28 protein-coding genes and 1 pseudogene are annotated in these 24,931 nt (G+C 72.2%); 16 read left to right on the forward strand and 13 right to left on the reverse strand.

All coding sequences use genetic code 11. From position 1 onward, the window contains the following. Window positions 1-884 (reverse strand): ABC transporter ATP-binding protein (locus tag ACIA6B_RS30390; RefSeq protein WP_396778638.1); only part of this gene is annotated, 884 nt, incomplete at its 3' end. A gap of 240 nt (window positions 885-1,124) precedes the next feature. On the opposite strand from ACIA6B_RS30390, the gene ACIA6B_RS30395 reads away from it, so the two are divergent. From ACIA6B_RS30395 to ACIA6B_RS30420, 6 genes are all read left to right on the forward strand, one after another. Beyond that, entirely contained in the window at window positions 1,125-1,673 is a 549-nt protein-coding gene (locus ACIA6B_RS30395) for a Uma2 family endonuclease (RefSeq protein ID WP_396778640.1), read from the forward strand. A gap of 33 nt (window positions 1,674-1,706) precedes the next feature. After that, window positions 1,707-3,140 (forward strand): TldD/PmbA family protein, encoded by a 1,434-nt coding sequence (locus ACIA6B_RS30400; RefSeq protein WP_396778642.1) that lies wholly within the window; start codon window positions 1,707-1,709, stop codon window positions 3,138-3,140. Between the two features lie 149 nt (window positions 3,141-3,289). Next, window positions 3,290-4,717 (forward strand): metallopeptidase TldD-related protein, encoded by a 1,428-nt coding sequence (locus ACIA6B_RS30405; RefSeq protein ID WP_396778732.1) that lies wholly within the window; start codon window positions 3,290-3,292, stop codon window positions 4,715-4,717. 180 nt (window positions 4,718-4,897) lie between these two features. Beyond that, entirely contained in the window at window positions 4,898-5,719 is an 822-nt protein-coding gene (locus ACIA6B_RS30410; RefSeq protein WP_281937884.1) for a hypothetical protein, read from the forward strand. An 11-nt stretch (window positions 5,720-5,730) separates the two neighbouring features. Then, window positions 5,731-7,641, forward strand: a complete 1,911-nt coding sequence (locus tag ACIA6B_RS30415; RefSeq protein ID WP_396778644.1) for a fumarate reductase/succinate dehydrogenase flavoprotein subunit — start codon at window positions 5,731-5,733, stop codon at window positions 7,639-7,641. Further along, the gene (locus tag ACIA6B_RS30420) at window positions 7,641-8,711 is read left to right on the forward strand and encodes a succinate dehydrogenase/fumarate reductase iron-sulfur subunit (protein ID WP_281937886.1); all 1,071 of its coding nucleotides are present in this window, start codon (window positions 7,641-7,643) and stop codon (window positions 8,709-8,711) included. The genes ACIA6B_RS30415 and ACIA6B_RS30420 overlap by 1 nt, the downstream gene beginning before the upstream one ends. 146 nt (window positions 8,712-8,857) lie before the next feature. Here ACIA6B_RS30420 and ACIA6B_RS30425 read toward each other — a convergent pair whose 3' ends face one another. Continuing rightward, on the reverse strand, window positions 8,858-9,244 hold the full coding sequence (locus tag ACIA6B_RS30425; protein WP_396778646.1) for a (deoxy)nucleoside triphosphate pyrophosphohydrolase: 387 nt from the start codon (window positions 9,242-9,244) through the stop codon (window positions 8,858-8,860). 238 nt (window positions 9,245-9,482) lie between these two features. Between ACIA6B_RS30425 and ACIA6B_RS30430 the strand changes: the two genes are divergently transcribed. Genes ACIA6B_RS30430 through ACIA6B_RS30450 form a run of 5 tightly spaced genes read left to right on the forward strand, consistent with a single transcriptional unit; the run spans window position 9,483 to window position 12,212 of the window. Beyond that, window positions 9,483-9,791: a 4a-hydroxytetrahydrobiopterin dehydratase gene (locus ACIA6B_RS30430; protein ID WP_396778647.1), complete on the forward strand. Its 309-nt coding sequence runs from the start codon at window positions 9,483-9,485 to the stop codon at window positions 9,789-9,791. A gap of 31 nt (window positions 9,792-9,822) precedes the next feature. Continuing rightward, on the forward strand, window positions 9,823-10,185 hold the full coding sequence (locus ACIA6B_RS30435; protein WP_089155136.1) for a PH domain-containing protein: 363 nt from the start codon (window positions 9,823-9,825) through the stop codon (window positions 10,183-10,185). A gap of 22 nt (window positions 10,186-10,207) precedes the next feature. Beyond that, complete coding sequence (locus tag ACIA6B_RS30440; RefSeq protein WP_396778649.1) at window positions 10,208-10,924, forward strand: vancomycin high temperature exclusion protein; 717 nt, start codon at window positions 10,208-10,210, stop codon at window positions 10,922-10,924. A gap of 50 nt (window positions 10,925-10,974) precedes the next feature. Continuing rightward, window positions 10,975-11,706 carry a class I SAM-dependent DNA methyltransferase gene (locus tag ACIA6B_RS30445; protein ID WP_396778651.1) on the forward strand — a complete coding sequence of 244 codons (732 nt, stop codon included), beginning with the start codon at window positions 10,975-10,977 and terminating at the stop codon, window positions 11,704-11,706. An 11-nt stretch (window positions 11,707-11,717) separates the two neighbouring features. Next, window positions 11,718-12,212, forward strand: coding sequence for a GNAT family N-acetyltransferase (locus tag ACIA6B_RS30450; protein ID WP_396778653.1), 495 nt, complete (start codon window positions 11,718-11,720; stop codon window positions 12,210-12,212). A gap of 28 nt (window positions 12,213-12,240) precedes the next feature. Here ACIA6B_RS30450 and ACIA6B_RS30455 read toward each other — a convergent pair whose 3' ends face one another. From ACIA6B_RS30455 to ACIA6B_RS30485, 7 genes are all read right to left on the reverse strand, one after another. Continuing rightward, a complete protein-coding gene (locus tag ACIA6B_RS30455) occupies window positions 12,241-13,080 on the reverse strand; it encodes an ABC transporter permease (RefSeq protein WP_396778655.1) in 840 nt (279 codons plus the stop codon). Next, window positions 13,077-14,072 (reverse strand): ATP-binding cassette domain-containing protein, encoded by a 996-nt coding sequence (locus ACIA6B_RS30460; protein ID WP_396778657.1) that lies wholly within the window; start codon window positions 14,070-14,072, stop codon window positions 13,077-13,079. The genes ACIA6B_RS30455 and ACIA6B_RS30460 overlap by 4 nt, the downstream gene beginning before the upstream one ends. 12 nt (window positions 14,073-14,084) lie before the next feature. Then, complete coding sequence (locus tag ACIA6B_RS30465) at window positions 14,085-14,924, reverse strand: DUF4097 family beta strand repeat-containing protein (RefSeq protein WP_396778659.1); 840 nt, start codon at window positions 14,922-14,924, stop codon at window positions 14,085-14,087. Window positions 14,925-15,006: 82 nt separating this feature from the next. Further along, on the reverse strand, window positions 15,007-15,525 hold the full coding sequence (locus tag ACIA6B_RS30470) for a ribbon-helix-helix protein, CopG family (RefSeq protein ID WP_396778661.1): 519 nt from the start codon (window positions 15,523-15,525) through the stop codon (window positions 15,007-15,009). A 283-nt stretch (window positions 15,526-15,808) separates the two neighbouring features. Then, window positions 15,809-16,195, reverse strand: a complete 387-nt coding sequence (locus tag ACIA6B_RS30475; RefSeq protein ID WP_396778663.1) for a cyclase — start codon at window positions 16,193-16,195, stop codon at window positions 15,809-15,811. 99 nt (window positions 16,196-16,294) lie between these two features. Then, a complete protein-coding gene (locus tag ACIA6B_RS30480; RefSeq protein ID WP_396778665.1) occupies window positions 16,295-17,029 on the reverse strand; it encodes a cation diffusion facilitator family transporter in 735 nt (244 codons plus the stop codon). Beyond that, the gene (locus ACIA6B_RS30485; RefSeq protein ID WP_281937909.1) at window positions 17,029-17,358 is read right to left on the reverse strand and encodes a helix-turn-helix transcriptional regulator; all 330 of its coding nucleotides are present in this window, start codon (window positions 17,356-17,358) and stop codon (window positions 17,029-17,031) included. The genes ACIA6B_RS30480 and ACIA6B_RS30485 overlap by 1 nt, the downstream gene beginning before the upstream one ends. A 378-nt stretch (window positions 17,359-17,736) precedes the next feature. On the opposite strand from ACIA6B_RS30485, the gene ACIA6B_RS30490 reads away from it, so the two are divergent. Beyond that, complete coding sequence (locus ACIA6B_RS30490; protein WP_396778667.1) at window positions 17,737-18,363, forward strand: superoxide dismutase; 627 nt, start codon at window positions 17,737-17,739, stop codon at window positions 18,361-18,363. Then, entirely contained in the window at window positions 18,360-18,626 is a 267-nt protein-coding gene (locus ACIA6B_RS30495; RefSeq protein WP_396778669.1) for a superoxide dismutase, read from the forward strand. The genes ACIA6B_RS30490 and ACIA6B_RS30495 overlap by 4 nt, the downstream gene beginning before the upstream one ends. A gap of 248 nt (window positions 18,627-18,874) precedes the next feature. On the opposite strand, the gene ychF is transcribed toward ACIA6B_RS30495, so the two are convergent. Genes ychF through ACIA6B_RS30510 form a run of 3 tightly spaced genes read right to left on the reverse strand, consistent with a single transcriptional unit; the run spans window position 18,875 to window position 21,294 of the window. Further along, window positions 18,875-19,960, reverse strand: a complete 1,086-nt coding sequence (gene ychF, locus ACIA6B_RS30500; protein WP_281937919.1) for a redox-regulated ATPase YchF — start codon at window positions 19,958-19,960, stop codon at window positions 18,875-18,877. A 20-nt stretch (window positions 19,961-19,980) separates the two neighbouring features. Then, entirely contained in the window at window positions 19,981-20,733 is a 753-nt protein-coding gene (locus tag ACIA6B_RS30505) for a Type 1 glutamine amidotransferase-like domain-containing protein (protein WP_396778671.1), read from the reverse strand. 30 nt (window positions 20,734-20,763) lie between these two features. Then, complete coding sequence (locus ACIA6B_RS30510; RefSeq protein WP_396778673.1) at window positions 20,764-21,294, reverse strand: MarR family winged helix-turn-helix transcriptional regulator; 531 nt, start codon at window positions 21,292-21,294, stop codon at window positions 20,764-20,766. A gap of 92 nt (window positions 21,295-21,386) precedes the next feature. Here ACIA6B_RS30510 and ACIA6B_RS30515 point away from each other — a divergent pair. Next, window positions 21,387-22,205, forward strand: a pseudogene (locus ACIA6B_RS30515) (EamA family transporter); the annotation flags it as partial. Between the two features lie 53 nt (window positions 22,206-22,258). On the opposite strand, the gene ACIA6B_RS30520 reads toward ACIA6B_RS30515, so the two are convergent. After that, a complete protein-coding gene (locus ACIA6B_RS30520) occupies window positions 22,259-22,735 on the reverse strand; it encodes a hypothetical protein (RefSeq protein ID WP_396778675.1) in 477 nt (158 codons plus the stop codon). A gap of 209 nt (window positions 22,736-22,944) precedes the next feature. On the opposite strand from ACIA6B_RS30520, the gene ACIA6B_RS30525 reads away from it, so the two are divergent. Both ACIA6B_RS30525 and ACIA6B_RS30530 read left to right on the forward strand, forming a co-directional pair. After that, window positions 22,945-24,396 carry an AlkA N-terminal domain-containing protein gene (locus ACIA6B_RS30525; protein WP_396778677.1) on the forward strand — a complete coding sequence of 484 codons (1,452 nt, stop codon included), beginning with the start codon at window positions 22,945-22,947 and terminating at the stop codon, window positions 24,394-24,396. Next, window positions 24,393-24,905 (forward strand): methylated-DNA--[protein]-cysteine S-methyltransferase, encoded by a 513-nt coding sequence (locus ACIA6B_RS30530; protein ID WP_396778678.1) that lies wholly within the window; start codon window positions 24,393-24,395, stop codon window positions 24,903-24,905. The genes ACIA6B_RS30525 and ACIA6B_RS30530 overlap by 4 nt, the downstream gene beginning before the upstream one ends. The last annotated feature ends 26 nt before the right edge of the window (window positions 24,906-24,931 follow it).

Consider the following 24,931-nt stretch of genomic DNA (forward strand, 5'->3'; position numbering starts at 1 on the left):
ACCAGGTCCGCGTCCGCGTCACCGTGCAACGACGGCACGCTCGACAACAACCCCCAGGTGTACGGATGCTGCGGCGAACGCAACACCCGCGCCACACTGCCGTGCTCCACCGCCCGCCCCCCGTACATCACCAGGACGTCATCGGCCACCTGCGACACCACACCCAGATCGTGCGTGATCAGGATGATGGCCGACCGGAACTCCTCCTGGAGATCAGCGAGCAGGTCCAGGATCTGCGCCTGCACCGTCACATCAAGGGCGGTCGTCGGCTCGTCCGCGATCAACAGATCCGGATCATTGACCAACGCCATCGCGATCATCGCCCGCTGCCGCATCCCACCCGAGAACTCATGCGGATACTGCGCGAACCGCTTGGCCGGCTGCGGGATCCCGACCCGACCCAACATGTCCACCGCCCGCGTACGGGCCTCCCGCTTCCCGGCCCCCGGATGATGCACCCGATACGCCTCCGCGATCTGCCGCCCCACCGAGTAGTACGGGTGCAACGCCGACAACGGATCCTGAAAGATCATCGCCATGTCCCGACCGCGCAGCCGCCGCACCTCCTCCTCCGGCAGGCCGACAAGCTGACGCCCACCCACCGAGATCTCCCCGGTCACGGTCGCCCGCCTCGACGTGCCGTGCAGACCCAGAATCGCCAACGACGTGACGCTCTTACCGGAACCGGACTCCCCCACGATCCCCAACGTGCGACCCCGCTCCACCGCGAACGACACACCATCCACAGCCCGCACCACACCGTCCTCGGTGTCGAACCGCACCCGCAGGTCTCTGACCTGGAGATAGGGCGCGTCGCCGGCGCGTTGCTCCGGCACCTCCGGGCGGTCCGGCTCCCCGGACGGCACCGCCTCCGACCTGCCCATTGACCGCCTCCCCTTCGGTGATGAAGAGAACCTACAGGAAACCTCTGGAGGCGAAAATAAGCTACATCGAGCGGCCTGTCAGCGGTCAGAGCGTAACGACTCGGTTTCCGACCTGAACAGCCCTCACCTGGGACATTCACCGACGCGACTGGGCATCATCGTCCCGCCGTCGCACGCTAGGTGCGACCATGGTCGCGGCGACCCCAGGAGGATTCCCGCCGACACGAGGTGGAGGTGACCATGACCGCGGCGGTGTTCGGCCACGACGGCCCATGGACCGAAGAGGAGTACCTCGCCCTCGGCGAGACGCGGCAGCGCATCGAACTCTTCGACGGGAGCCTCCACGTGACGCCCGCACCCACCCCACGACACCAGCGGATCCAGCGAAACCTCGGCAACCTGCTCGAGGCTGCGGCTCGGCGCGTGGGCCTGGAACTGCTGGAGACGGTCAACGTCCGCCTCCGACCGGGCCGGATCCCCATCCCTGACCTGGTTGTCACCGAGCCGATCGACTTCGACGAGCCGATGATCGAGGCGCGGGACGTGCGGCTCGTCTGCGAGGTCATCTCGCCGAGCAACGCGTCGACCGACAAGGTGCTCAAGATGCACTACTACGCCGCCGACGGCATCGAGTGGTACCTGCTCGTCGAGCAGGAGAACGGCACGCTGCACCTCTACCGGCGGCAGGGCGGGCACTACCGGGAGCAGTCGGTGACCAAACCCGGTGACGTGCTGGAGCTGACCGAGCCCATCCGGGCCACGATCCGGCCCGAGGATCTCGTCCCCTGACGGATGTCGGTGTGCTCGCCTAGGGTCGGACGCATGGGATTCGACGCGGCGACCGCCGCCGTGCAGGCCGCCCTCGACGCGGGAGCCCGCTATGCCGACGCCCGGGTGATGCACCGCCGGTACGAGTCGATGTCGGCGCGCAACGGCGACATCGAGGAGCTGGCCCAGCACGAGAGCGTCGGCCTGGGGGTGCGCGCGCTCGTCGGCTCCGGCTGGGGCTTCCACGCCGTACCCGAGCTGTCCGACGCCGCGGCCCGCGACGCCGGCCGGCGCGCCGCGGCGATCGCCGCCGCGAGCGCGCGGGTTCCCGGCCCGCCGGTGGACCTGGTGCCGGTGGAGGCGGCGGTGGCGAGCTGGGCCTCCGAGTGCGCGGTCGACCCGCTCGGGGTGCCGCTGTCCGACAAGGGCGACCTGCTGGTCGGCGCCACCGCCACGATGCGCGAGCACGGGGCCGACCTGGCCGAGGGGCTCTACCAGATCTGGGACACCACGAAGTGGTTCGTCTCCAGCGAGGGCCACCGGATCGACCAGCACATCCGCGAGTGCGGCGGCGGCATCTCCGCCACCTCGATCGGCGACGGCGAGACGCAGCGCCGGTCCTACCCGAGCTATCGCGGGCAGTACGGCACCACCGGTTGGGAGCTGGTCACCGCGCTCGACCTGGCCGCGCACGCCGCCCGGGTCGCCGAGGAGTCCCGCGCGCTGCTCACCGCGCCGGAGTGCCCCTCCGGCGAGACCGACCTGATCCTCGGCGGGGAGCAGCTCGCGTTGCAGATCCACGAGTCGGTCGGGCACGCCATCGAGCTGGACCGCATCCTCGGCTGGGAGGCGGCGTTCGCCGGGACGTCCTGGCTCGACCTGGCCCGGCTCGGCTCGCTGCGCTACGGCTCGGAGCTGATGAACGTGACGATCGACCCGACCATCCCCGGCGCGCTGGGCAGCTTCGGCTTCGACGACGAGGGGTCGCCCGCGGTCCGACGGGACGCGGTCCGCGAGGGGCGGTGGGTCGGGGTGCTCGCCGGCCGGGACTCGGCCGCCGTCGCCGGTCTGGACCACGGCGGCAGCGTACGCGCCGACGGCTGGGCCCGGCTGCCGATGGTGCGGATGACGAACGTGGGCCTGGAACCGGGCCCGCACACGCTCGACGAGATCATCGCGGCCACCGACGACGGGGTGCTGATGGACATCAACAGGTCCTGGTCGATCGACGACAAGCGGCTCAACTTCCAGTTCGGCTGCGAGGTCGGCTGGGAGGTGAAGAAGGGGCGTCGGGGCCGGATGCTGCGCAACCCGACCTACACCGGCATCGGGCCGGTCTTCTGGCGCTCGATGGACATGCTCTCCTCGGAGACCGTCGCCTGGGGCACGCCCAACTGTGGCAAGGGCCAGCCCGGCCAGATCGGGCACACCGGCCACCCGGCCGCGCCGGCCCGGTTCCGCGGCGTGCGGGTGGGGGTGCGTGCATGAGCGAACGCACCGAGCGGAGCGAGGGCCGTGAGCGCATGCCCGGTCGGCACGGCATGAGCGAACGCACCGAGCGGAGCGAGGGCCGTGAACGCATGCCCGGTCGGCACGGCATGAGCGAACGCACCGAGCGGAGCGAGGGCCGTGAGCGCATGCCCGGTCGGCACGCCATGAGTGACGAGCGGGATCTCGCCGCCCGGGTGGTGGAGCTGGTCCGGCGCGCGGCCGGGCCGGGCGCCGAGGCCGAGGTGGTGGTGACCCGGTCCGATCTGGCGCTGACCCGGTTCGCCAACTCGTTCATCCACCAGAACGTGGCCGAGACCGGCACCGCCGTGCGGCTGCGGCTGCACGTCGACGGCCGGACCGCCGCGGGTGGCGGCAACCGGGTGGACGCCGACGGGTTGACCGCGCTCGTCGAACGCACCCGGGCGGCGGCCCGCCTCGCGCCGCCCGACCCGGCCTGGCCGGGCCTCACCGCGCCGACGTCGACGCCGACCGGCCCCGCCGTCGACGAGGCCACCGCGTTCGCGTCGCCCGACGAGCGGGCCGCCCGGGTCCGCGCGTTCGTGGACGCGGTCGACGGGCTGGGGGCGGCCGGTTACTGCCGGACGCTGTACCTCTCCGGCGCGTTCGTCAACTCGGCCGGGCACTCGGCGGTGGGCCGGTCCGCCGAGGCGGCGATGGACGGCATCGCCCGGACCGGCGGCGCGGACGGGGTGGCCCGCCACTGCACGGACCGCCTGGCCGACCTGGACGGCGGCGCGCTCGGCGCCCGCGCGGCGGCCAAGGCGCGGGCCGCGGCCGACCCGGTCGAGCTGCCGCCGGGGCACTACGAGGTGGTGCTCGAACCGGCCGCCGTGGCCGACCTGCTCCAGAACCTCGCCTGGTACGGCTTCAACGGCAAGCGGCACGCCGAACGCCAGTCGTTCGCCGAGCCGGGCGCGGCCCAGTTCGACCCGGCGGTGACGCTGGTGGACGACCCGCTGCACGCCTCCACGCTGCCGTTCGACCTGGAGGGCACCCCCCGGCGGGCGCTCACCCTGGTGCGGGCCGGCACCACCGAGGCGGTGGCGCACGACCGGCGCAGCGGCGCCGGGGCGGGTGCCGGGTCCACCGGGCACGGCATGGCCGGCGGGTCCACGTTCGGCCCGATCCCCAGCAATCTCCGCCTGCTGCCGGCGGACGCCGCGCCGGTGGCGACCGTCGACGGCCCGGCCGGTGCGGTGGGCGCGGGCGTGACCGGTGCGGTGGGCGACCCGGACACGGCGGCCCTGGTGGCCGGCGTACGGCGTGGGCTGCTGGTCAGCGACTTCTGGTACACGCGGGTGCTGGACCCCAAGCAGCTCGTGGTCACCGGCCTGACCCGCAACGGCGTCTGGCTGGTCGAGGACGGCGTACCGGTGCGGGCGGTGCGCGACTTCCGGTTCACCGAGTCCTATCCGCGTGCCCTGGGGCCGGGCCGGGTGCTCGACCTGGGCCGGCGGCCGGTCCGGCAGCCGGCCCGGTCCGACGGGTCGTGGTGGGAGGGCCCGGCGTTGCGACTGTCGTCGTGGCACTTCACCGGCGGCGCGTCCGGCTGAGCGACGCCACACATATTGATCATGAGTCGGGTCTTTCCAACCAGCGGGACACACGGGACACTGCGTTGCGCGGCCGGGCCGTGAAGATCGGCGTAACGTGTGTCACTTAGCCGCGCCGGTTCACCGGCGTGGTCCCACGCGTGCGCAGGACGTGACAGTGACGTCAGGGAGATGACTCGAATGACAACTACGTCGGCCAGGGGGCCGAGGTCGCAGCCGCGGGGGGCGCGGGCACGTGCCGCCATCGCGGCGAAGACGTTGCGGACCGACCGATGGTGGCTCGCTCCACTGATCACCGTGGTCGGGCTCAGCGCCTGGGTCATCTACGCGACCGTCCGGGTCTTCATGCACAAGTGGTACTGGGTGGAGCAGTACCACTACCTGACCCCGTTCTACTCCCCCTGCGTGACCGAGCGGTGCGTCGAGGGCTCCTCGCACTTCGGCAGCTTCCTGCCCGGCTGGTGGATCATCCCGGACGCGGCGCTGACCCTGCCGTTCCTGCTGCTGTTCCGGCTGACCTGCTACTACTACCGCAAGGCGTACTACCGGTCGTTCTGGCTGTCGCCGCCGGCCTGCGCGGTGCCGGACGGGCACCAGACGTACAGCGGCGAGACGCGGTTCCCGCTGCTCGGGCAGAACCTGCATCGCTACTTCTTCTACGCCGCCGCGATCATCTCGCTGATCAACACCTGGGACGCCGTCCTCGCCTTCCACTCCCCCGAGGGCTTCGGCTTCGGTCTGGGCAACATCATCCTGCTGGTCAACGTGGTGATGCTCTGGGCGTACACGATCTCCTGCCACTCCTGCCGGCACATCATCGGCGGCCGGCTCAAGCACTTCTCCAAGCACCCGGTGCGGTACAAGGCGTGGACCGGCGTGTCCTGGTTGAACGTCCGGCACATGCAGCTCGCCTGGATCACGCTCGGCACCCTGGCGTTCACCGACTTCTACGTGATGGCGATCGCCGCCGGCTGGTTCAACGACCTGCGGTTCATCAACTGAGGGCCCCTGACATGACTGAAACGCGAATCGAACGACACCACTACGACGTCGTCGTGATCGGAGCCGGCGGCGCCGGCCTGCGCGCGGCGATCGAGGCCCGGTTGGCCGGCAAGAAGACCGCGATCATCTCGAAGTCGCTGTTCGGCAAGGCGCACACGGTGATGGCCGAGGGTGGCGCCGCGGCGGCCATGGGCAACGTGAACTCGCGGGACAACTGGCAGGTGCACTTCCGGGACACCATGCGCGGCGGCAAGTTCCTGAACAACTTCCGGATGGCCGAGCTGCACGCCAAGGAGTCGCCGCAGCGGATCTGGGAGTTGGAGACGTACGGTGCGCTCTTCGACCGCACCAAGGACGGCAAGATCTCGCAGCGCAACTTCGGTGGCCACGAGTACCCGCGCCTGGCGCACGTCGGCGACCGGACCGGCCTGGAGCTGATCCGCACGCTCCAGCAGAAGATCGTCTCCCTCCAGCAGGAGGACAAGCGCGAGTTCGGCAGCTACGACGCGCGGATCCGGGTGTTCTCCGAGACCACGATCACCGAGCTGCTGCTGGACGGCGACCGGGTGGCCGGCGCGTTCGGCTACTACCGGGAGTCCGGCGAGTTCATCCTTTTCGAGGCGCCCGCCGTGGTGCTGGCCACCGGCGGCGTCGGCCGGTCCTACAAGGTCACCTCCAATTCCTGGGAGTACACCGGGGACGGCCACGCGCTGGCGCTGCGCGCCGGGGCCACGCTGATCAACATGGAGTTCCTCCAGTTCCACCCGACCGGCATGGTCTGGCCGCCCTCGGTGAAGGGCATCCTGGTCACCGAGTCGGTGCGGGGCGACGGCGGCGTGCTGAAGAACTCCGACGGCAAGCGGTTCATGTTCGACTACGTCCCGGACGTCTTCCGCAAGCAGTACGCGGAGACGGAGGACGAGGCGGACCGCTGGTACACCGACCCGGACAACAACCGGCGTCCGCCGGAGCTGCTGCCCCGCGACGAGGTCGCCCGCGCGATCAACAGCGAGGTCAAGGCCGGTCGGGGTACGCCGGCCGGCGGCGTCTACCTGGACATCGCCTCCCGCAAGTCGGCGGAGGAGATCCAGCGCCGACTGCCGTCGATGTACCACCAGTTCAAGGAGCTGGCCGACGTCGACATCACCAAGGAGCCGATGGAGGTCGGCCCGACCTGTCACTACGTGATGGGTGGCGTGGAGGTGGACCCGGATTCCGGTGCGGCGGCCGGCACGGTACGTGGGCTCTTCGCCGCCGGTGAGGTCTCCGGCGGCATGCACGGTTCCAACCGGCTCGGCGGCAACTCCCTGTCCGACCTGCTGGTCTTCGGCAAGCGGGCGGGCGGGCACGCCGCGACGTACGCCGACCAGCTCACCGCCCGCCCGGCGGTGTCGGTGGCGGCGGTGGAGGCCGCGGTGGAGACGGCGCTGGCGCCGTTGCAGCGCGACACCGGGGAGAGCCCCTACCAGCTCCAGCAGGATCTCCAGGTGGTGATGGGCGACCTGGTCGGCATCATCCGGCGGGAGGGTGAGCTGGCCGACGCGCTCGGCCGGCTGGCCGAGCTGCGGGAGCGGGTGGCGAAGGTGAGCGCGGTCGGCGGCCGACGCTACAACCCGGGCTGGCACCTCGCGCTCGACCTGCGCAACATGCTCGTGGTCTCGGAGTGCACCGCGAAGGCGGCGCTGGAGCGGCAGGAGTCGCGCGGCGGGCACACCCGGGAGGACTATCCGGCGATGGACCCGAAGTGGCGGCGGGTCAACCTGGTCTGCTCGCTCGACGGGGACGCGGTCCGGCTGACCCACAAGCCGCTGCCGACGATGCGGCCGGAGCTGATCGGGCTGTTCGACCGGGCCGAGCTGTCGAAATACCTGACCGACGAGGAGCTCGCCGAGTTCGACGCCCGCACCGAGGAGGAGCGCTGATGGGAAGCAAGCGACAGTTCCGCATCTGGCGGGGTGACGAGACCGGCGGCGACCTCCAGGATTACGCGGTCGAGGTGAACGAGGGCGAGGTCGTCCTCGACGTCATCCACCGGCTCCAGGCCACCGAGGCGCCGGACCTGGCGTGCCGGTGGAACTGCAAGGCCGGCAAGTGCGGCTCCTGCTCGATGGAGATCAACGGCAAGCCGCGGCTGGGCTGCATGACGCGGATGTCGACGTTCGAGGAGACGGAGACCGTCACGGTCACGCCGCTGCGGACCTTCCCGGTGATCCGGGACCTGGTCACCGACGTGTCCTTCAACTACGAGAAGGCCCGGGAGACCCCGGCGTTCGCGCCGCCGGCCGACGTGGCGCCCGGTGACTACCGGATGCAGCAGGTCGACGTCGAGCGCTCGCAGGAGTTCCGCAAGTGCATCGAGTGCTTCCTGTGCCAGAACGTCTGCCACGTGATCCGCGACCACGACGAGAACAAGCCGGCGTTCTCCGGTCCCCGGTTCTTCATCCGGGCCTCCGAGCTGGACATGCACCCGCTCGACACGCGTACCGACCGCAAGGAGTACGCGCAGTCGGAGATGGGGCTCGGGTTCTGCAACATCACGAAGTGCTGCACGGAGGTCTGCCCCGAGCACATCAAGATCACCGACAACGGGATCATCCCCATGAAGGAACGGGTCGTGGACCGCAGGTACGATCCCCTTGTGTGGCTCGGTAACAAGATCTTCCGGAGGGGTCAGGTGCCTCAGACCAGCGCGACCAGCGGGCATTCCAGCGGTGCGGTGACCACCGGTGCGGCTCACCGTGGGGTGCACTCGCACGCCGGCGGTTCGCACGACAGCGGTGCCGAGCGCCAGGCCCAGCAGGGCGTCAACTGGCAGCGCGAGGTGCCGCACCCGACCGCTCCGGCGGTGGACGCCAACGGCAAGCTGCCGCTGACCGAGCTGACCTTCGACCGGGCCGCCGCGCCGTCGCCGTTCGGCGACGACGTGGAGTTCCCGCTGCCGGCGGAGCACCTCAACTTCGCCCACCCGCAGCAGGACGAGCCGAAGCACTGACCAGCGGCGCGACGATGACGGGGGCCAGCGGCACACGCCGACGGCCCCCGTCCCGTTCGCGTCCGGCTGTCCGGTGCGGCGGGTCAGATCCTGCCGGCGGCGGGCTTGCCCATGGCGTTGCGGGGCAGCGCGTCGACCAGCGCGGCTCAGGACCTGGCGAGCAGCGGGCGCAGCGCGGGCACGATCGGCACGTCAGCCGGCAGCCAGTCGACGGTGTCCAGCTCGGTCGCGGAGAGCCAGCGCAGCTCGGCGTGTTCCAGCGCGGTCGGCTGGTCGCCGTGCAACAGGCGGGCCGCGTAGACCCGCAGGACGGACCGGCCGTGCGCCATCCGGACGTCCCGTCCGACCCGGGTGCCGACCGCGACCCGGACGCCCAACTCCTCGGCGCACTCCCGGGTCAGCGCGTCGACCTCGGTCTCCCCCGGCTCGACCTTGCCGCCGGGGAACTCCCAGCGCCCCGCCACCTCGGGCGGCGCGGCGCGCTCGCAGGCGAGGACCCGCCCGGCCACGATGATCGCCGCTCCGACGACCACCCTCGGCTCCCGCCGGTCGGCCTGCCCATTTCCGCTAACCCGTTCGGTCCGCACGGACCACCAGCGTGCCAGATCAATCGGCGGTTTGGGTAGCTGAGTCGGCCATCAGGCCAGCAGAACACGGAAGTGTGGGCGTGGACACACCATCTGTGCGACGACAGACTAGAGGGCGTCGACTGGGACACGGGATGGCGACGATTTGGCCACAAGCCGGCAACGACGCCTGGGAGGTGCGGTGATGCGCGTGCTGTTCAGCAGCCGGGCGAAGCACGACTACCTCAGCGACGCGCTCGCCCTGCTGCCCGGGTGGGCGCGCGAGGGCGAGCAGCTCAGCCGCATGCTCGCCCTGGACGACACCCAGCACGCCGCGCTCACCGAGCGGGTGGCGGTGGTCGCCGACGCGCTGCGACTGCGCCCCGAGATCAGTCGCCAGGCCGGGCGGACCCGGATCAGGCTGGGGCACGACGACGGCGAGCCGCTCACCGAGGGTGAGGTGCTGCTCGCGGCCCGCATCGAGGACGCGGTCCGGGCGGTCACCGCGCCCTGAACACTGGCGCGCCTGCCCTACCGTCGAGGACATGTCTGGCCCGACGTACGACCGTAAGGAACAGTTCCAGCAGATCCAGAGCGGGCTGCTGCCCGGGGAGCAGATCATCGCCGTCTACGACGCGATCGGCACCGGCACCGGCTTCATCGGACTGACCGACCGGCGGGTGATCGTCCAGGACCGCTCGTTCGTCGGCAAGCGGTACGCCATCACGAGCATCCCGTACTCGAAGATCACCAGCGTGAGCGTGGTGAGCAACAAGTCCTGGGGTGGCTCGTTCTTCTCCACCGGGGCGATCGCGGTGCACGTCGGCACGCACACCTACGAGGTGGAGTTCCGGGGCGCGGAGAAGAGCCACCACGTGCACAACGTCATCCTGCACCACATCTCCTGAGCGGCCTGGCACAATCGCCGCCATGCGGGGGCTGACGGCACGCTGGCGCGCCTGGCGCGACGGGCACCGACGGGCCGTACGCCTGGTCCGCCGGCTGCTGCTGGTCGGCGCCGCCGGCGCGGTGCTGCTGGCGGTGGCGACGACGGCCAGCGTGGTCTGGGTCCGCGGCGACGCCGAGGGGCACGTGTTCACCGTCGCCGACGTGCCGGACGCGCCGGTGGCGCTGGTGCTCGGCGCCAAGGTCGAGCCGGACGGCACGCCGTCACCGTTCCTGGCCGCCCGGCTGGAGATCGCCCGGCAGTTGTTCGCGGCCGGCAGGGTCACTGTGGTGCTGGTCTCCGGCGACCACATGGACTGGGACTACGACGAGCCGGACGCGATGCGGCGCTGGCTGGTCGACCGGGGTGTGCCGGCGGAGAAGGTGGTGCTCGACCACGCCGGCTTCGACACCTACGACTCGTGCGTCCGGGCCCGGCGGATCTTCGGCGTGCGGCGGGCCATCGTGGTCACCCAGTCCTTCCACCTGCCCCGCGCGGTGGCGCTCTGCCGGCACGTCGGGGTGACGGCCGACGGCGTGGGCGACGACACCGCCCGCCGGTACGCCCGGCAGTGGCGGATCAGCAGCGCCCGGGAGTACGGCGCCAGCGTGAAGGCCGCGGTGGACGTGCTCTCCGGCCGGGACCCGGTGCACCTCGGCCGGCGCGAGACCGGCGTGGAGGACGCGCTCCGGGCGGGCTGACCGCGGTAATCCGGTTGTGGTGCCGGGACGAGCACTGGTCTGCTGACGCAATGTCCGTCTTCGATGATCCCGGCCTGTTCGGCCGACTCTGGGCCGCGAACTACGACAGCCCCGGTAATCCCGACCCGACGCCGGCCGTCGACTTCCTCGCGCCCGTCGCCGAGGGCGGCCCGGTGCTCGAACTCGCCATCGGCACCGGCCGGGTGGCCCTGCCGCTGGCCGCGCGCGGCCTGGCCGTGGAGGGCGTCGAGGCGTCCCCGGAGATGGTCGCGCAGCTACGCGCCAAGCCGGGCGGCGAGCATCTGCCGGTCACCATCGGCGACATGGCTGACGTCCCGGTGTCCGGGCCGTACCGGCTGGTGTTCCTGGTCTTCAACACGCTGTTCAACCTGGTCGACGCGGAGCGTCAGGCGGCGTGCTTCGGCAACGTCGCGCGGGTGCTGGCGCCCGGCGGCGCGTTCGTCATCGAGACGTTCGTGCCCGACCCGGCCGGCTTCGACCGCGACGAGCAGGTTCAGGTCCGGGAGGTGACCGAGGATTCGGCCACCATCCGGCTGCACCGGTACGACCGGGCGGCGCAGACGTTCGTGCGGCAGACCATCACGTTCGACGCCGACGGCGTGCACCTCAAGCCGTTCGCGATGCGCTACGCCTGGCCGGAGCAGATCGACGAGATGGCGGAGCGGGCCGGGCTCCACCTGGCCGAGCGGTACGCCGACTGGGACCGGACGCCGTTCGACGCGGACAGCCGCACGCACATCTCGGTCTACCGCCTCCGGTAACGTCTCCCCCGATGACAGTGACCGTCGTCGCGATGGACGACTCGCACGCCGACGCCGTGCTGGAGATCTACCGGCTCGGAATCGCCGAGGGCGACGCCACGTTCGAGACCGAGCCGCCGGAGTGGCCCCGGTTCACCGCCGGCCGGCTGCCCGGCCACCGGTGGGTGGCGCTCGACGCGGACGGACGGCTGCTCGGCTGGGTGGCCTGCTCGGCGGTCTCCGACCGCTGCGTCTACGCCGGGGTGGTCGAGCACTCCGTCTACGTGCATCCCGAGGCGCGGGGCCGCGGTGTCGGCCGGCTGCTGCTGGACGCGCTGATCGACTCCACCGAGGCGGCCGGCGTCTGGACCATCCAGTCCGGCGTGTTCCCGGAGAACACCGCCAGCCTGGCGCTGCACGCGGCCCGCGGCTTCCGGGTGGTCGGCACCCGGGAGCGGATCGGCCGGCACCACGGCGTCTGGCGGGACGTCACGCTCATCGAACGCCGCAGCCCCCGGATCCGCTGACTTCGCGGACCGGGGGCGGGCGCCGCAGCTAGCGGGACTCGCGGTTGAACAGCCGCCTGGACCAGAGGTACCCGCCGAGCGCGACGACGGCGCACCAGCCGAGCGCGATCCAGCCGTCGTTGCCGAGCGGCGTGCCCATCAGCAGGCCGCGCAGGCTCTCGATGATCGGCGTGAACGGCTGGTACTCGGCGAACCAGCGCAGGCCGGCCGGCATCGAGTCGGTGGGCACGAACCCGCTGCCGAGGAACGGCAGCAGGATCAGCGGCATCGGCAGGTTGCTCGCGGTCTCCACACTCTCGCTGACCTGGCCGAGCGCGACCGCCAGCCAGACCAGCGCGAACGTCACCGCCGCGAGCAGGCCGACCGCGCCCAGCCAGCCGACCGGCCCGGCGGTGGGACGGAAGCCGACCAGCAGCGCCACGCCGATCACCACGGCCAGGCTCAACGCCGCCTGGATCATGCTGCCGAGGACGTGCCCGGTCAGCACCGAGACGCGGGCGATGTGCATGGTGCGGAACCGGGCGATGATGCCCTCGGTCAGGTCCATCGCGATCGAGATGGCGGTCCCCTGGACCGTGGCCGCCACCGTCATCAGGATGATCGCCGGCGCCACGTAGTTGGCGTACGCGGCCCGGGTTCCCGCACCGGCCGCGCCGCCGGCCGTCGACCCCCCGGCGCCGCTCCCGAGCCCGGCGCCCAGCGTCCCGCCGAACACGTAGACGAAGAGCAGCAGGAAGACCACGGGCATCCCGATGAGCATCACGGTCATCGACGGGTAGCGCAGCATGCGGCGGAGGTTGCGGCGCAGCATCGTCACCGAGTCGCGCAGCGGGTGGAACCGGAGGTCGGCATGGGTGGAGACGCTCATCGCGTGGTCACCTTCCCGTCGGTGGGCTGGTCGGTGCGGATGTCGGTGGGTCCGCCGGTCAGGGTGTCGGTGGGTCCGCCGGTCAGGGTGAGGAAGACGTCGTCGAGGTCGGGGGTGTGCACGGACAACTCGTCGACCTCGACGCCACCGTCGTCGAGCCGGCCGATCAGCGCCCGCAGCGACCGCAGACTGCCGTCGCCGGGCACCCGCAGGGTGAGCGCGTCGGTGTCGCGGGTGGTCCGGTCGAGCACGCGTACCGCCGCGTCGAGGCCCGCCGGGTCGGCGAACCGCAGCCGGACGTGCCCGCCCGGAATGCGGCGCTTCAACTCCTCGGGGGTGCCCTCGGCGACCACCCGGCCGTGGTCGAGCACCGCGATCCGGTCGGCCAGTTCGTCCGCCTCCGCCAGGTACTGGGTGGTCAGGAAGATGGTCACGCCGCCGGCCACCAGCTCGCGGACGATCTGCCACACGTCCCGGCGGCTGCGCGGGTCGAGCCCGGTGGTCGGCTCGTCCAGGAAGATCACCCGGGGGTCGCCGACCAGCGTCATCGCCAGGTCGAGTCGTCGCAGCATCCCCCCGGAGTAGGTCGACGCCGGCTTCCCGGCCGCCCCGGTCAGGTCGAACCGTTCGAGCAGCCGGGCGGCCCGCCGCCGGCCCTCCTGGCGGGCGAGGTGGTGCAGGTCCGCCATCAACCGCAGGTTCTCCTCGCCGGTGAGCAGCTTGTCCACCGCGGAGAACTGACCGGTGACACCGATCGCGGCGCGTACCGCGTCCGGCTCGCGGGCGAGGTCGTGCCCGGCGACCCGGACCTCACCGGCGTCGGCGGCGAGGAGCGTGGACAGGATCCGCACGGTGGTGGTCTTCCCGGCGCCGTTCGCGCCGAGCAGCGAGAAGACCGTGCCTTCGGGTACGCGCAGGTCGACGCCGTCGAGCACGACATGCTCGCCGAACGACTTCCGGAGCCCGGTCACGGCGATCTGGTGTGTGGTCACGATGTGCTCCCGTCAGGACCGGTGGATGGTGATGTCGCCGTAGGAGGTCCGGCCGCGTACCTCGACGGTTTCCTCGGTGCCGCCGGGCCGCGCGGTGCTCTCCAGGTGGTTGTGCACCTGGCCGAAGCCGGTGTTGACCTCCAGCCACGCGGCGGTGCCCGCCGCGACGCCGATGTCCAGGTCGCCCATGGCGGTGCCCAGCACCACCGAGCCGCGCGTCACCTCGGCGACCCGGATGCCGCCGTTGGAGGTCTTCGCGTCGACGCCGGCGCCGGCGTGCGCCACCTCGATGGCGCCGTTGGCATTACGCACCCGCACGTCACCGGTGGCCGCGTCGATCGTGGTGTCGCCGTTGGAGTTCTTCACCGCCACGGCGCCCTGGACACTGCCCACCCGCACCGTGCCGGAGCCGGTGGAGATGTCGGCGTCGCCGGTGATCTCGTCGACGGTGACGTGGCCGACGCCGGTGTGCAGACGCAGCGGGCCGCTGCGCTCCAGCCGGACGTTGCCGGTGGTCTTCACCCGGGTCTCGCCGAGCCGGCCGGTGGCGTGCACGTCACCCAGCAGCAGGTGCGCGGCCAGCCGGGAGTCGCTGGGCAGCTCGATGGAGACGTCCACCGACCTGCTCTTCTTCGAGAAGTCGAAGGTGCGCTTCGGGCCGGTCACGTGGAGCGTGCCGTTGGTGAACTCGACGCGTACCTGGGCGGCGGCCTGGACGTCGGACTCGTCGTCACCGTTGCTCGGGCGGACCTCCACCACGGTGTCGGCGCGGTCGCCGGCGGCCACCCGCAGGGCGGCGACACCGAGTTCCAACGTGACGGAGATCGATTCGGGTGTGTCGAAAACAGGCATGGTGGTCCCCACATCCTGGGTCGGTGAGTCGTCCCCGCAGGTCAGGGGGACGTGAGAAGAAAAGCCGGGTGGCGCGGTGCGGTCAGTGCACCCAGCCGGTGAAGCGCTGCTGCGACCGCTTCCCGCCGCCGCGTGACTCGGGACGCGGCTCCCGGTCGGCTCGGGGCAGGCCGGCGGCGGCGGCCCGGACCAGCCAGGCGTTGACCGAACGCCCCTCGGCGGCGGCAGCCTCCTCGACCGCGGCCTTGAGCTGCTCCGGCATGCGTACGTTGATCCGGGCGACCGGGCCGTCCTCGCTGATCGGCAGGTCGATGTCCGGCGCCGTGCCCTGGTCGGAGGCCACCGGGAGCGGCTCGGCCGGTGGCGGGGTCACCACGAAGTCGGGGTCCCGGCCGCGCAGCCGCACCTCCACCGAGCCGGGGGCGAGCTCCCGGGTGATCTCGTCGGCGGCGGCCGACAGCGCGTCCAGCAGCGTCATCCGGATCGCCGACTCCAGTGGCCCGGTCAGGCGCTCGACCAGCGCACGCGACTCTTCACCGCCGGCTTCGGCGAGCGAGGCGAACTCCCGCCCGAGGTTGCTCACATACGAGGTCAAGTCCATGGCACTACTGTGGCACACGGATGGCATCACTGCAAGCCCCAATGATGCCACCACGGCACGCGCCCTACGTTGAATCCCGCATCAACCCTGCTCAGAAGCGATCCAAAGCGTGGCATCACCGTGATGCCACGCCACCCGGGTTGGCGCCCGGCCGCAAGCGCTGACCCGATCCCCGCCAGGCGGTTTCACTCCGCCCCCTCAGCTTGGCGTTGTGGCCGGGCCAGGGTGTCCGCGAGGTAGGCGTTACGGCGGGCGATGAGGCGTCGCAGATACGGCCGCAGGATCACGTGGGCCACCAGGCGACCGAGGGGCCCATCGGCGCCGTGAAGTCGATGACGTCGTGCATGACGGTCGCCGCGCGGTCGGCCGGGTTCCGGGTGAACGTGTGCTCGTGGCGCCATCGGCGAAACGGGCCGCTGGTCTGCTCGTCCGTGAAGCCGTGCGGTCGTCGGTAGTCGGTGATCCGGACCGTCATCCGCCAGGGCAGGCCGAAGTGCCGGGCTTCCCATGTCACGGTGTCGCCGGCCGCCAGCCGACCGGTCGTCACACCGGCGACCGCCCGTTCGGCGCTGTTCCCCATGGATTCGGTGTGCGTGCCAACGTCGAGGCAAGCGTCGAAGACGGCATCCGGCGATGCCCGAACGTCAGTGGTCAACTCGATGCGCGGCACACCGCCAACGGTAGGCCCCGCGTTTGACGCAGCGACAGCGCGATGCTCTCGACCTGTTGCACGGTCAGCCGTCGAACTGGCACCCGCAGCGCCGGAAGATCACTTCGTCTCGCCCGAGCAGCAGGAACAGCCGGGTTCGCACGCGCAGGTGTCGGCGCTCCCACGCTGACCGGCAGGGGGAGCCGAGCCGTTGACCGGCATCGCGCAGCACGCGTCCCCGCGCCACGCCGCTCGCCCCTCCTTGATCGCCACCACGGCGATGACGAGCGCGGCGATCGGGTCGGCCCAGCTCCAGCCGAAGAGGCTGTTGAGACCCAGGCCGACGAGCAGCACGGCGGACAGATAGGTACAGAGCAGGGTCTGCTTGGAGTCGGCCACCGCTGATCGGGAGCCCAACTCGCGCCCGGCCCGCCGCTGCGCGTAGGACAGCACCGGCATGATCAGCAACGACAGGGCAGCCAGCACCAGGCCGACGGAGGAGTGTTCGGCCTCTCCGCCGCCGGCCAGCGCTCGCACCGACTCCACGGTGACGTACGCGGCCAGCGCGAAGAACGACACGGCGATGATCCGCAAGGCGGCCTTCTCCCGCGCCTCGGGGTCACGGCCGGCGAACTGCCACGCCACCGCCGCCGCCGAGGAAACCTCGATCACCGAGTCCAGACCGAAGCCGATCAGGGCGGTGGAGGAGGCCGCAGCACCGGCCGTGATCGCCACCACCGCCTCGATCACGTTGTAGGTGATCGTTGTCGCCACCAGGAACCGCACCCGTCGTGCGAGCACCGCGCGACGGGCCGCGCCGCTACCGGACTGGACCTGTAGCAGAGCGGCGGACATCAACAGCAACCCTTCTCGTCGGCGTCCGCGCACATCGTCGGATCGACCGTCAACACCAGGTTCAGCAGGTCGCCGAGAGCATGCGCCAGCCGCGCGTCGGTCAGCTCGTAGCGGGTCCGCCGCCCCTCGGGCACCGCCACGACCAGACCGCAGCCGCGCAGGCAGGCAAGGTGGTTGGACAGGTTCTGGCGAGTCGTTCCGAGCAGGTCGGCCAGCTCCGCCGGATAGCCCGGGGCGTCCCGCAGCGCCAGGAGCAACCGCGCGCGGATGGGATCGGACAACGCGTGGCCGAACCGGGCCAGCACATGCCCGTGCGTCAGGATCTCCACGCGACGACAGTACAGCGACCGCTGAATTCAGCTCCAGTCGTACCGACCCGGTCATCCCGGCAGGGCGGGTCGGACAGTGAAGCGGAACCAAGAGGCGCGATCGGCCGGCCGGGACGTGCCAGACGCCTGCTTACCCTCCGGCTGGCCGCCGAGTGCGTTCAGGGGCTCCCCCGGCACGGCGTGTCGGTCGGTTTGGCCAAGCGAGCTGTGGGCGTGCCTCCACCAGGATCATCGCAGCGGGGAGGCACGCCCACTGACGGGCCGACCGGCAAAGGAGCCATCGTGATCACCCGTCCAGTCGCCAGAGTTCCGTAGTTGCCAACTTTTTGCAATAAGGCATACTGGCCGAGACGATCTCCATCACGCGGGAGGGTTCCGTTGGCCGTCTACACGCTTCCTGACATGCCCTACGACTACGGGGCACTCGAACCCGCCATGAGCGGTCAGATCCTGGAGCTGCACCACAGCAAGCACCACGCCGCGTACGTCAAGGGCAGCAACGACACCCTCGACCAGCTCGCCGAGGCCCGCGACAAGGGCGACTACACCACGCTCGTCGGCCTGGAGAAGACCCTCGCGTTCAACCTCTCCGGCCACGTCCTGCACTCGATCTTCTGGAACAACCTCTCGCCCGAGGGCGGCGACCGCCCCGACGGTGAGCTGTCCGCAGCCATCGACGAGCACTTCGGCTCCTTCGATGCCTTCGCCGCTCAGCTCTCCACCGCCACCAAGAGCGTGCAGGGCTCCGGCTGGGGCGTCCTGGCCTGGGAGCCGCTGTCCCAGCGCCTCATCGTGGAACAGGTCTACGACCATCACGGCAACGTCGGTCAGGGCTCCACCCCGATCCTGGTCTTCGACGCCTGGGAACACGCCTACTACCTGCAATACAAGAACGTCCGGCCCGACTACGTCGACCGGCTGTGGAACCTCGTCAACTGGGGCGACGTCACCCGGCGCTTCGACGCCGCCCGCGCCGCCGGCAACCCGATCCTCGTCGCACCGTGACCACAGCCGACCCCGCGTCGGCCTTCACCGCTGCGCAACGCGCCGCCGGGGTCATCGCCGCCAAGCACCGCGGCGACCTCGGCGGCGCCGAGCAACTGCTCGCAGCCTTCCCTGACGAGGCTGCCCGCACGCGCGGCTTCATGCTCCTGGCCGAACTCGCCCTCACCCTCATCCGCACCCAGACCGGCCAAACCATGGACGATCTTGTCCAGGAACTCACCCTGCACATCGCCGCCGCCAGCGAGCCCCCGCTCAGCACCTAGACGCCCGCCCGAACTCGACTGCCGCACGGCCCGTTGCCCAGGTTGTCCCCCATCGGCTGAACTCGGCGGTGCAGGTCGCCGGTGGGAACCTGGTCAAGGTCCCGGATGGCATCGACGAATTGCGCGGCCAGGTAGACCACCAGCGGTGCCGGGGCGCCGTCGCACTCGGCTCGCAGTTCGCGGCGCCGGCTCCGACAGGGCCAATCCCTCGCGCAGCGTCCACCCTCTGACTGCGGAAACAGGATCGGTCAGACGTTGAAGCGGAACTCCACCACGTCGCCGTCCTGCATGACGTACTCCTTGCCCTCGATCCGGACCTTGCCGGCGGCCTTCGCCGCCGCCATCGATCCGGCCGCGACCAGGTCGGCGTAGGAGACCACCTCGGCCTTGATGAAGCCGCGCTGGAAGTCGCTGTGGATCACCCCGGCGGCCTCCGGCGCGGTCGCCCCGATCGGGACGGTCCAGGCCCGCGCCTCCTTGGGGCCGGCCGTGAGGTACGTCTGGAGCCCCAGCGTCCGGAAGCCCACCCGGACCAACTGGTCCAGGCCCGGCTCGGACTGCCCGATCGACTCCAGCAGCTCGCGGGCCTCGTCCTCGGGCAGGTCCACCAGCTCGGACTCGATCTTGGCGTCCATGAAGACCGCCTCGGCGGGCGCGACCAGGGCGCGCAGCTCGTCGAGGAACGCGGCGTTGCCCAGCTCGGCCTCGTCGACGTTGAAGACGTAGATGAACGGCTTGGTGGTGAGCAGGTGCAGCTCACGCAGGTGCTCCAGCTCGACCTTCGCGGCGGCGGCGCCCGCGTACAGCGTGACGCCGTTGTCGAGCACCTCGACGGCCTTCTTGGCGGCCTCGACGGCGGCGGCCCGGTCCTTGCGGAGCTTGGCCTCCTTCTCCAGCCGGGGCAGCGCCTTCTCCAGCGTCTGGATGTCGGCCAGGATCAGCTCGGTGTTGATCGTCTCGATGTCGTCGGCGGGCGAGACCTTGCCGTCGACGTGCACCACGTTCGGGTCGGAGAAGGCGCGCACCACCTGGCAGATCGCCGAGGCGTCGCGGATGTTGGCCAGGAACGCGTTGCCCCGGCCCTGCCCCTTCGAGGCGCCCCGGACCAGGCCGGCGATGTCGACGAACGAGACCGGCGCGGGCAGCACCTTCTGCGAGGAGAAGATCTCGGCCAGCCTGCCCAGACGCTCGTCGGGGAGCCCGACCACGCCGACGTTCGGCTCGATGGTGGCGAACGGGTAGTTCGCGGCGAGCACGTCGTTCTTGGTCAGCGCGTTGAACAGGGTGCTCTTGCCCACGTTGGGCAGGCCGACGATGCCGATGGTGAGACTCACGACGAGCCAGCTTACGCGGTCTACCGGCCGTCCGGCCCGGCGGGCAGCAGGCGGGGCTCGATCCGGGTCTCCCGCACCGTGCCGTCGTCGCCGCGCACCAGCTCGTACGCGGCCACGTCCGGCCGGTCCGCCACCGCCTCGACCAGCCGGGTCCCCCGGTAGATCAGCCCGACGCCGTCGTCGGTGCAGTGGCTGGTCGGCAGCGTCCCGTCGGCGACCAGCCGGTGCATCAGGGGCCGGCGCTGCTCCTCGCTGTCGTAGTGCACGCCGTTGCCGTACGGGAGCCAGCCCAGCCCGTCGGTGAACGGACGCAGCTCCGGGCCGTAACTGTCGGTGGCGCCACCGGTGTGCCAGCAGATCGAGCCGGCGGAGACGCCGCCGAGCACCACGCCGGCCTGCCAGCACTCGTGCAGGATCTCCGGCAGGCCGTGCACCCGCCACACCGCGCACAGGTTGGCGACGCTGCCGCCGCCGACCCAGATGACGTCCTGCGCCAGCAGGTGGGCACGGATGTCGTCGACGTTGGGCATGGGGTACAGCGCCAGGTGGGACGCGCGGAACCGGGTGTCGGCGAACGCGCCGTAGAACACGGTGAGCCCGGTCGGCTGGTCGCCGACGGCCTGGCCGAGATAGCAGACCCGGGGCGCGTCACCGGCGCCGGCCAGCTCGGCCATGTGGTCGAAGAGCTGGCTGGGCCGGGCGTCCCAGGGGCCGCGCCGGCGACTGAAGTAGCCCATGCTGGTGGCGACGATGGTCGGTTCGGTGGCGGGCATGGGTGTCCTTCCGGCCGGCGACGGTGGAGATCATTGTGCCTCGTCCGCCACCCCGACCGGCGGCCCGTCCGCCGTCTGGGCGGCGGCGAGCAGCGCGCGCAGCAGGTCGGCCAGTCGGTCCCGGTCGGCGGGCGGCAGCGCGTCGAGGATCCGCCGCTGCACCTCCAGCCCGGCCTCCGCCGACTCCTCGACGATCCGACGGCCGGCGTCGGTGAGGCTGACCCGCAGCGCCCGCCGGTCGCCCGGGTCCGGCGCGCGGCGGACCAGCCCGGCGCGTTCCAGCCGGTCGAGCCGGCCGGTCATCCCGCCGGAGGTGAGCATCAGCGCGGCGGTGAGCGCCTTCGGCGCCAGCGTGTACGGCGGACCGGAGCGGCGCAGCGCGGCGAGCACGTCGAACTCGCCACGACCGATGCCCCAGCGGGCGTACACCTGCTCCTGCCGGTCGCCGACCAGCCGGGACAGCCGGTAGATGCGGCCGAAGACGGCCATCGGCTCGGGCCGCATGCCGGGCCGTTCCCGACGCCACTGCTCGACGATCAGGTCCACCTCGTCCGCTGCCACGGCTGTCGATTGTGCCGCACGTCGCCCTTCCGCTTTCACTCGACGCCAAGTAGCTTAGCTCTAAGATACTTGCCATCGTGAGAAGAGGCAGCATGACCCGCCGGACCGATGTCGCGCTGACCGCGATCGCGCCTGTCACCTGGGGCAGCACCTACCTGGTGACCGCCGAGCTGCTGCCCGCCGACCGGCCGCTCTGGGCCGGCGCGATCCGCGCCCTCCCGGCCGGCCTGCTGCTGCTCGCGGTGACCCGCCGCCGACCGCACGACATCTGGTGGGGCCGGGCCGCCCTGCTCGGCACGCTCAACATCGGGGCGTTCTTCCCGCTGCTCTTCGTCGCCGCCTACCGGCTGCCCGGCGGCACCGCGGCCGTGCTCGGCGCGGCCCAGCCCCTGCTGGTCGCGGTGCTCACGGTCGCCCTGCTCCGGGACCGGCCCGGCCGCACCGCGCTGCTCGCCGCCGTCGCCGCCCCGGCCGGCGTCGCCCTGGTGGTGCTGCGGCCGGGCGCCGGCCTCGACCCGCTCGGCGTCGCCGCCGGCCTGGCCGGTACCGCCGCGATGGCCGCCGGCCTGGTGCTCACCCGCCGCTGGGGGCGCCCGCCCGGGGTCGGCACGCTCGCGGCCACGAGCTGGCAGCTCGTCGCCGGCGGCCTGCTGATCACCCCGGTCGCCGTCGTCGTCGAGGGGGCACCGCCCGCGCCGGACGGGCCGGCCCTGCTCGGGTACGCGTGGCTCGGGCTGGTCGGCACCGCGCTGGCGTACGCGCTCTGGTTCCGGGGCGCGGCCCGGCTGCCGGTGGCCCGGGTGTCGATGCTCGGCGCGCTCAGCCCGCTGACCGCCGCAGCGCTCGGCTGGCTGGTGCTCGGCCAGGCGCTCGGCCCGATCCAGCTCGCCGGCTTCGCGGTGGCGGTCGCCGCCATGGTGCTCGGGCAGCTCCCGGACCGAAACACTCGGGGCGTGACCGCCGCTCAGCCGGCTCGCAGCCGTCGCCAGTCGGCCGGCACCGTGTCGACCGGAACGTCCTCGGGCAGCGCGCCGGACGGCAGCTCCGCGGCGGCGGCGAGCGGCAGGGTGAACCGGTGGCCGGCGGCGGGCCCGGCCTCGTGTGAGCGGTCGAGCAGCCAGCGCGCCTCGTCGGCGGTCCAGCCGAGGCCGCGCCGGCCGGCGATCTCCCCGACCAGCCGCACGCCGACCCGGGTGTCGTCGTCGTAGAAGCGCATGCACCAGTGGTGCGCCCACATGCCGAGCGCGCGGAGACCGGACGCGTCGAGCGAGCCGACCAGCCGGCCGCAGGCGGTCTCGGCGAAGGGCCGCGTCGGGTCGTCGGCGCGGTCCCGCTCGATCGCGCCGTAGGCGGCCGGCGCCACCGCCCGCATCCGGTCGTAGAAGCCCTGCACCACCGCGGCGTCGAGTGGTGCTCGCCCCCGCCCGGCCACGCTCGCCATGCCCCGCACCTTTTCTTGAGTTGGTGGCGGGACGGTACCGACCACTTACGACACTTTCTCCGCCGCACCGGCAAGATCCACACCACTACGCCGAGGTGGCGGTATCCGACGGCCGGGCATACCGCCACCTCGCCGAGCTGGCGCGACTGCCGCACGTCAGGTCCGAATCCCGCCAGCCGAGCGGCCGGTCCGGGAGGCAGGATCGGGGCATGGAGCTGGACTTCGAGCGGTGCTACCGGGCCGTCGACAGCCGCGACCCGCGGTTCGACGGCTGGTTCTACACCGGCGTCACGTCGACCGGGATCTACTGCCGGCCGTCCTGCCCGGCGACGACGCCGAAGCGGCAGAATGTCCGGTTCTTCCCGTCCGCCGCCGCCGCGCAGGGCGCCGGGCTGCGGGCCTGCCGCCGGTGCCGGCCCGACGCCGCCCCGGGCTCCCCGCAGTGGGACGTCCGGGCCGATCTGGTCGGCCGCGCGATGCGGCTGATCGCCGACGGCGTGGTCGACCGGGACGGCGTCCCCGGGCTGGCCACCCGGCTGGGCTACACCGAGCGCCACCTGCACCGCATGCTCCAGGCCGAGCTGGGCGCCGGCCCGCTGGCGCTGGCCCGGGCGCAGCGTGCGCAGACCGCCCGCATCCTGGTCGAGACCACCGACCTGGGCCTGGCCGAGGTGGCCTTCGCCGCCGGGTTCGGCAGCGTGCGGCAGTTCAACGACACGGTCCGCGAGGTGTTCGGCGTCACCCCGTCCGAGCTGCGGGGCGGCCGGAGCGGCGGGGCGACGGCCGGCGGGGCGGGCACCATCACGCTGCGACTGGCCTACCGGCAGCCCCTGCACGCGGACGCGCTGCTGGACTTCCTCGCCCTGCGCGCGCTGCCCGGCATCGAGGAGGTCCGCGACCGGACGTACCATCGCGGGCTGCGCCTGCCGCACGGCCCCGGCACGGCGGCGCTGACCCCGGCCGGCGGACACGTGGCCGCCACGCTGCGGCTGGCCGACATGCGCGACGTGGCACCCGCGGTGGCCCGCTGCCGCCGCCTGCTCGACCTGGACGCGGACCCGGTCGCGGTGGACGCCGTCCTGGCCGACGACCCGGCGCTGGCCCCGGCGGTCACGGCGGAGCCCGGTGTCCGGCTCCCGCACGCGGTGGACGGCTTCGAGACCGCGGTCCGCGCCGTCACCACCCAGCAGGTCTCGCTCCGCTCGGCCCGGACCACGCTCACCCGCCTGATCGCCGCCACCCGGTCCGACGACGACGGGGCCGCCGACGGGGCACCGGGTGGCCTGCGGGCGTTCCCGAGCGCGGCAGAGGTGCTCGCCGCGCCGGACCCGGCGTTCCGCATGCCCGGGGCCCGACGGGAGACGATCCGGGCGTTGGCCCGCGCCGTCGTCGACGGGGAGCTGGACCTGGACGCGGGCGGCGACCGGGAGGAGGCCGCCCGGCGGCTGGTCGCGCTGCCCGGCGTCGGGCCGTGGACCGCCGGTTACCTGGCCATGCGCGCGCTCGGCGACCCCGACGTCATCCTCGCCACCGACCTGGGCGTCCGCCGCGGCGCAGCCGCGCTCGGCCTGCCCGACACCCCCAAGACCCTGACCGCGTACGCGGACCGCTGGCGCCCCTGGCGGTCGTACGCGACGATCCGACTCTGGAGAGCAGCATGACCACTCTGGACAGCACCGTCATCGACACTCCGGCCGGGCCGCTGAGCGTGCTCGCCGGGCCCGGCGGCGCGGTGCGTGCGGCCGGCTTCACCGCCGACCCGACGACCCTGGTGCCGTTGACGCACCCGAGCCTCCGCGGCGACCTGCGGGAGCGGGCCGACCTCGGGCCGGTGACCGCGGCCGTCCGGGCCTACCTCGACGGCGACCTGACCGCGATCGACGCGGTCGAGGTGGAGCAGCACACCGACGGCGTCTTTCTGGCGCACGCCTGGCGGGTGCTGCGCGACGTGAAGCCGGGTGATCCGGTGACGTACACCGGGTTCGCCGCGCTGGCCGGCCGGCCGGCCGCGGTCCGCGCCGCGGCGGCGGCCTGTGCCCGCAACGCCGCGGCACTCTTCGTGCCCTGCCACCGGGTGTTGCGCACCGACGGCGCGCTCGGTGGCTACCGCTGGGGGCTGGACGTGAAAAAGTGGCTTCTCGGGCATGAGGGACGGGTGACGGGTAGCTGACCCCGCGCCGACACACCCGGCCGCTA

It is taken from the genome of Micromonospora sp. NPDC051141, from assembly GCF_044455765.1.
GTDB lineage: Bacteria > Actinomycetota > Actinomycetes > Mycobacteriales > Micromonosporaceae > Micromonospora.

Bases quoted from the DNA above. Each gene is read 5' to 3' on its own strand.
- ACIA6B_RS30395 (WP_396778640.1), top strand. From the start codon at position 1,125: ATGACCGCGGCGGTGTTCGGCCACGACGGCCCATGGACCGAAGAGGAG.
- ACIA6B_RS30400 (WP_396778642.1), top strand. From the start codon at position 1,707: ATGGGATTCGACGCGGCGACCGCCGCCGTGCAGGCCGCCCTCGACGCG.
- ACIA6B_RS30405 (WP_396778732.1), top strand. From the start codon at position 3,290: ATGCCCGGTCGGCACGCCATGAGTGACGAGCGGGATCTCGCCGCCCGG.
- ACIA6B_RS30410 (WP_281937884.1), top strand. From the start codon at position 4,898: ATGACAACTACGTCGGCCAGGGGGCCGAGGTCGCAGCCGCGGGGGGCG.
- ACIA6B_RS30415 (WP_396778644.1), top strand. From the start codon at position 5,731: ATGACTGAAACGCGAATCGAACGACACCACTACGACGTCGTCGTGATC.
- ACIA6B_RS30420 (WP_281937886.1), top strand. From the start codon at position 7,641: ATGGGAAGCAAGCGACAGTTCCGCATCTGGCGGGGTGACGAGACCGGC.
- ACIA6B_RS30430 (WP_396778647.1), top strand. From the start codon at position 9,483: ATGCGCGTGCTGTTCAGCAGCCGGGCGAAGCACGACTACCTCAGCGAC.
- ACIA6B_RS30435 (WP_089155136.1), top strand. From the start codon at position 9,823: ATGTCTGGCCCGACGTACGACCGTAAGGAACAGTTCCAGCAGATCCAG.
- ACIA6B_RS30440 (WP_396778649.1), top strand. From the start codon at position 10,208: ATGCGGGGGCTGACGGCACGCTGGCGCGCCTGGCGCGACGGGCACCGA.
- ACIA6B_RS30445 (WP_396778651.1), top strand. From the start codon at position 10,975: ATGTCCGTCTTCGATGATCCCGGCCTGTTCGGCCGACTCTGGGCCGCG.
- ACIA6B_RS30450 (WP_396778653.1), top strand. From the start codon at position 11,718: ATGACAGTGACCGTCGTCGCGATGGACGACTCGCACGCCGACGCCGTG.
- ACIA6B_RS30455 (WP_396778655.1), bottom strand. From the start codon at position 13,080: ATGAGCGTCTCCACCCATGCCGACCTCCGGTTCCACCCGCTGCGCGAC.
- ACIA6B_RS30465 (WP_396778659.1), bottom strand. From the start codon at position 14,924: ATGCCTGTTTTCGACACACCCGAATCGATCTCCGTCACGTTGGAACTC.
- ACIA6B_RS30470 (WP_396778661.1), bottom strand. From the start codon at position 15,525: ATGGACTTGACCTCGTATGTGAGCAACCTCGGGCGGGAGTTCGCCTCG.
- ACIA6B_RS30480 (WP_396778665.1), bottom strand. From the start codon at position 17,029: ATGTCCGCCGCTCTGCTACAGGTCCAGTCCGGTAGCGGCGCGGCCCGT.
- ACIA6B_RS30505 (WP_396778671.1), bottom strand. From the start codon at position 20,733: ATGCCCGCCACCGAACCGACCATCGTCGCCACCAGCATGGGCTACTTC.
- ACIA6B_RS30520 (WP_396778675.1), bottom strand. From the start codon at position 22,735: ATGGCGAGCGTGGCCGGGCGGGGGCGAGCACCACTCGACGCCGCGGTG.
- ACIA6B_RS30525 (WP_396778677.1), top strand. From the start codon at position 22,945: ATGGAGCTGGACTTCGAGCGGTGCTACCGGGCCGTCGACAGCCGCGAC.
- ACIA6B_RS30530 (WP_396778678.1), top strand. From the start codon at position 24,393: ATGACCACTCTGGACAGCACCGTCATCGACACTCCGGCCGGGCCGCTG.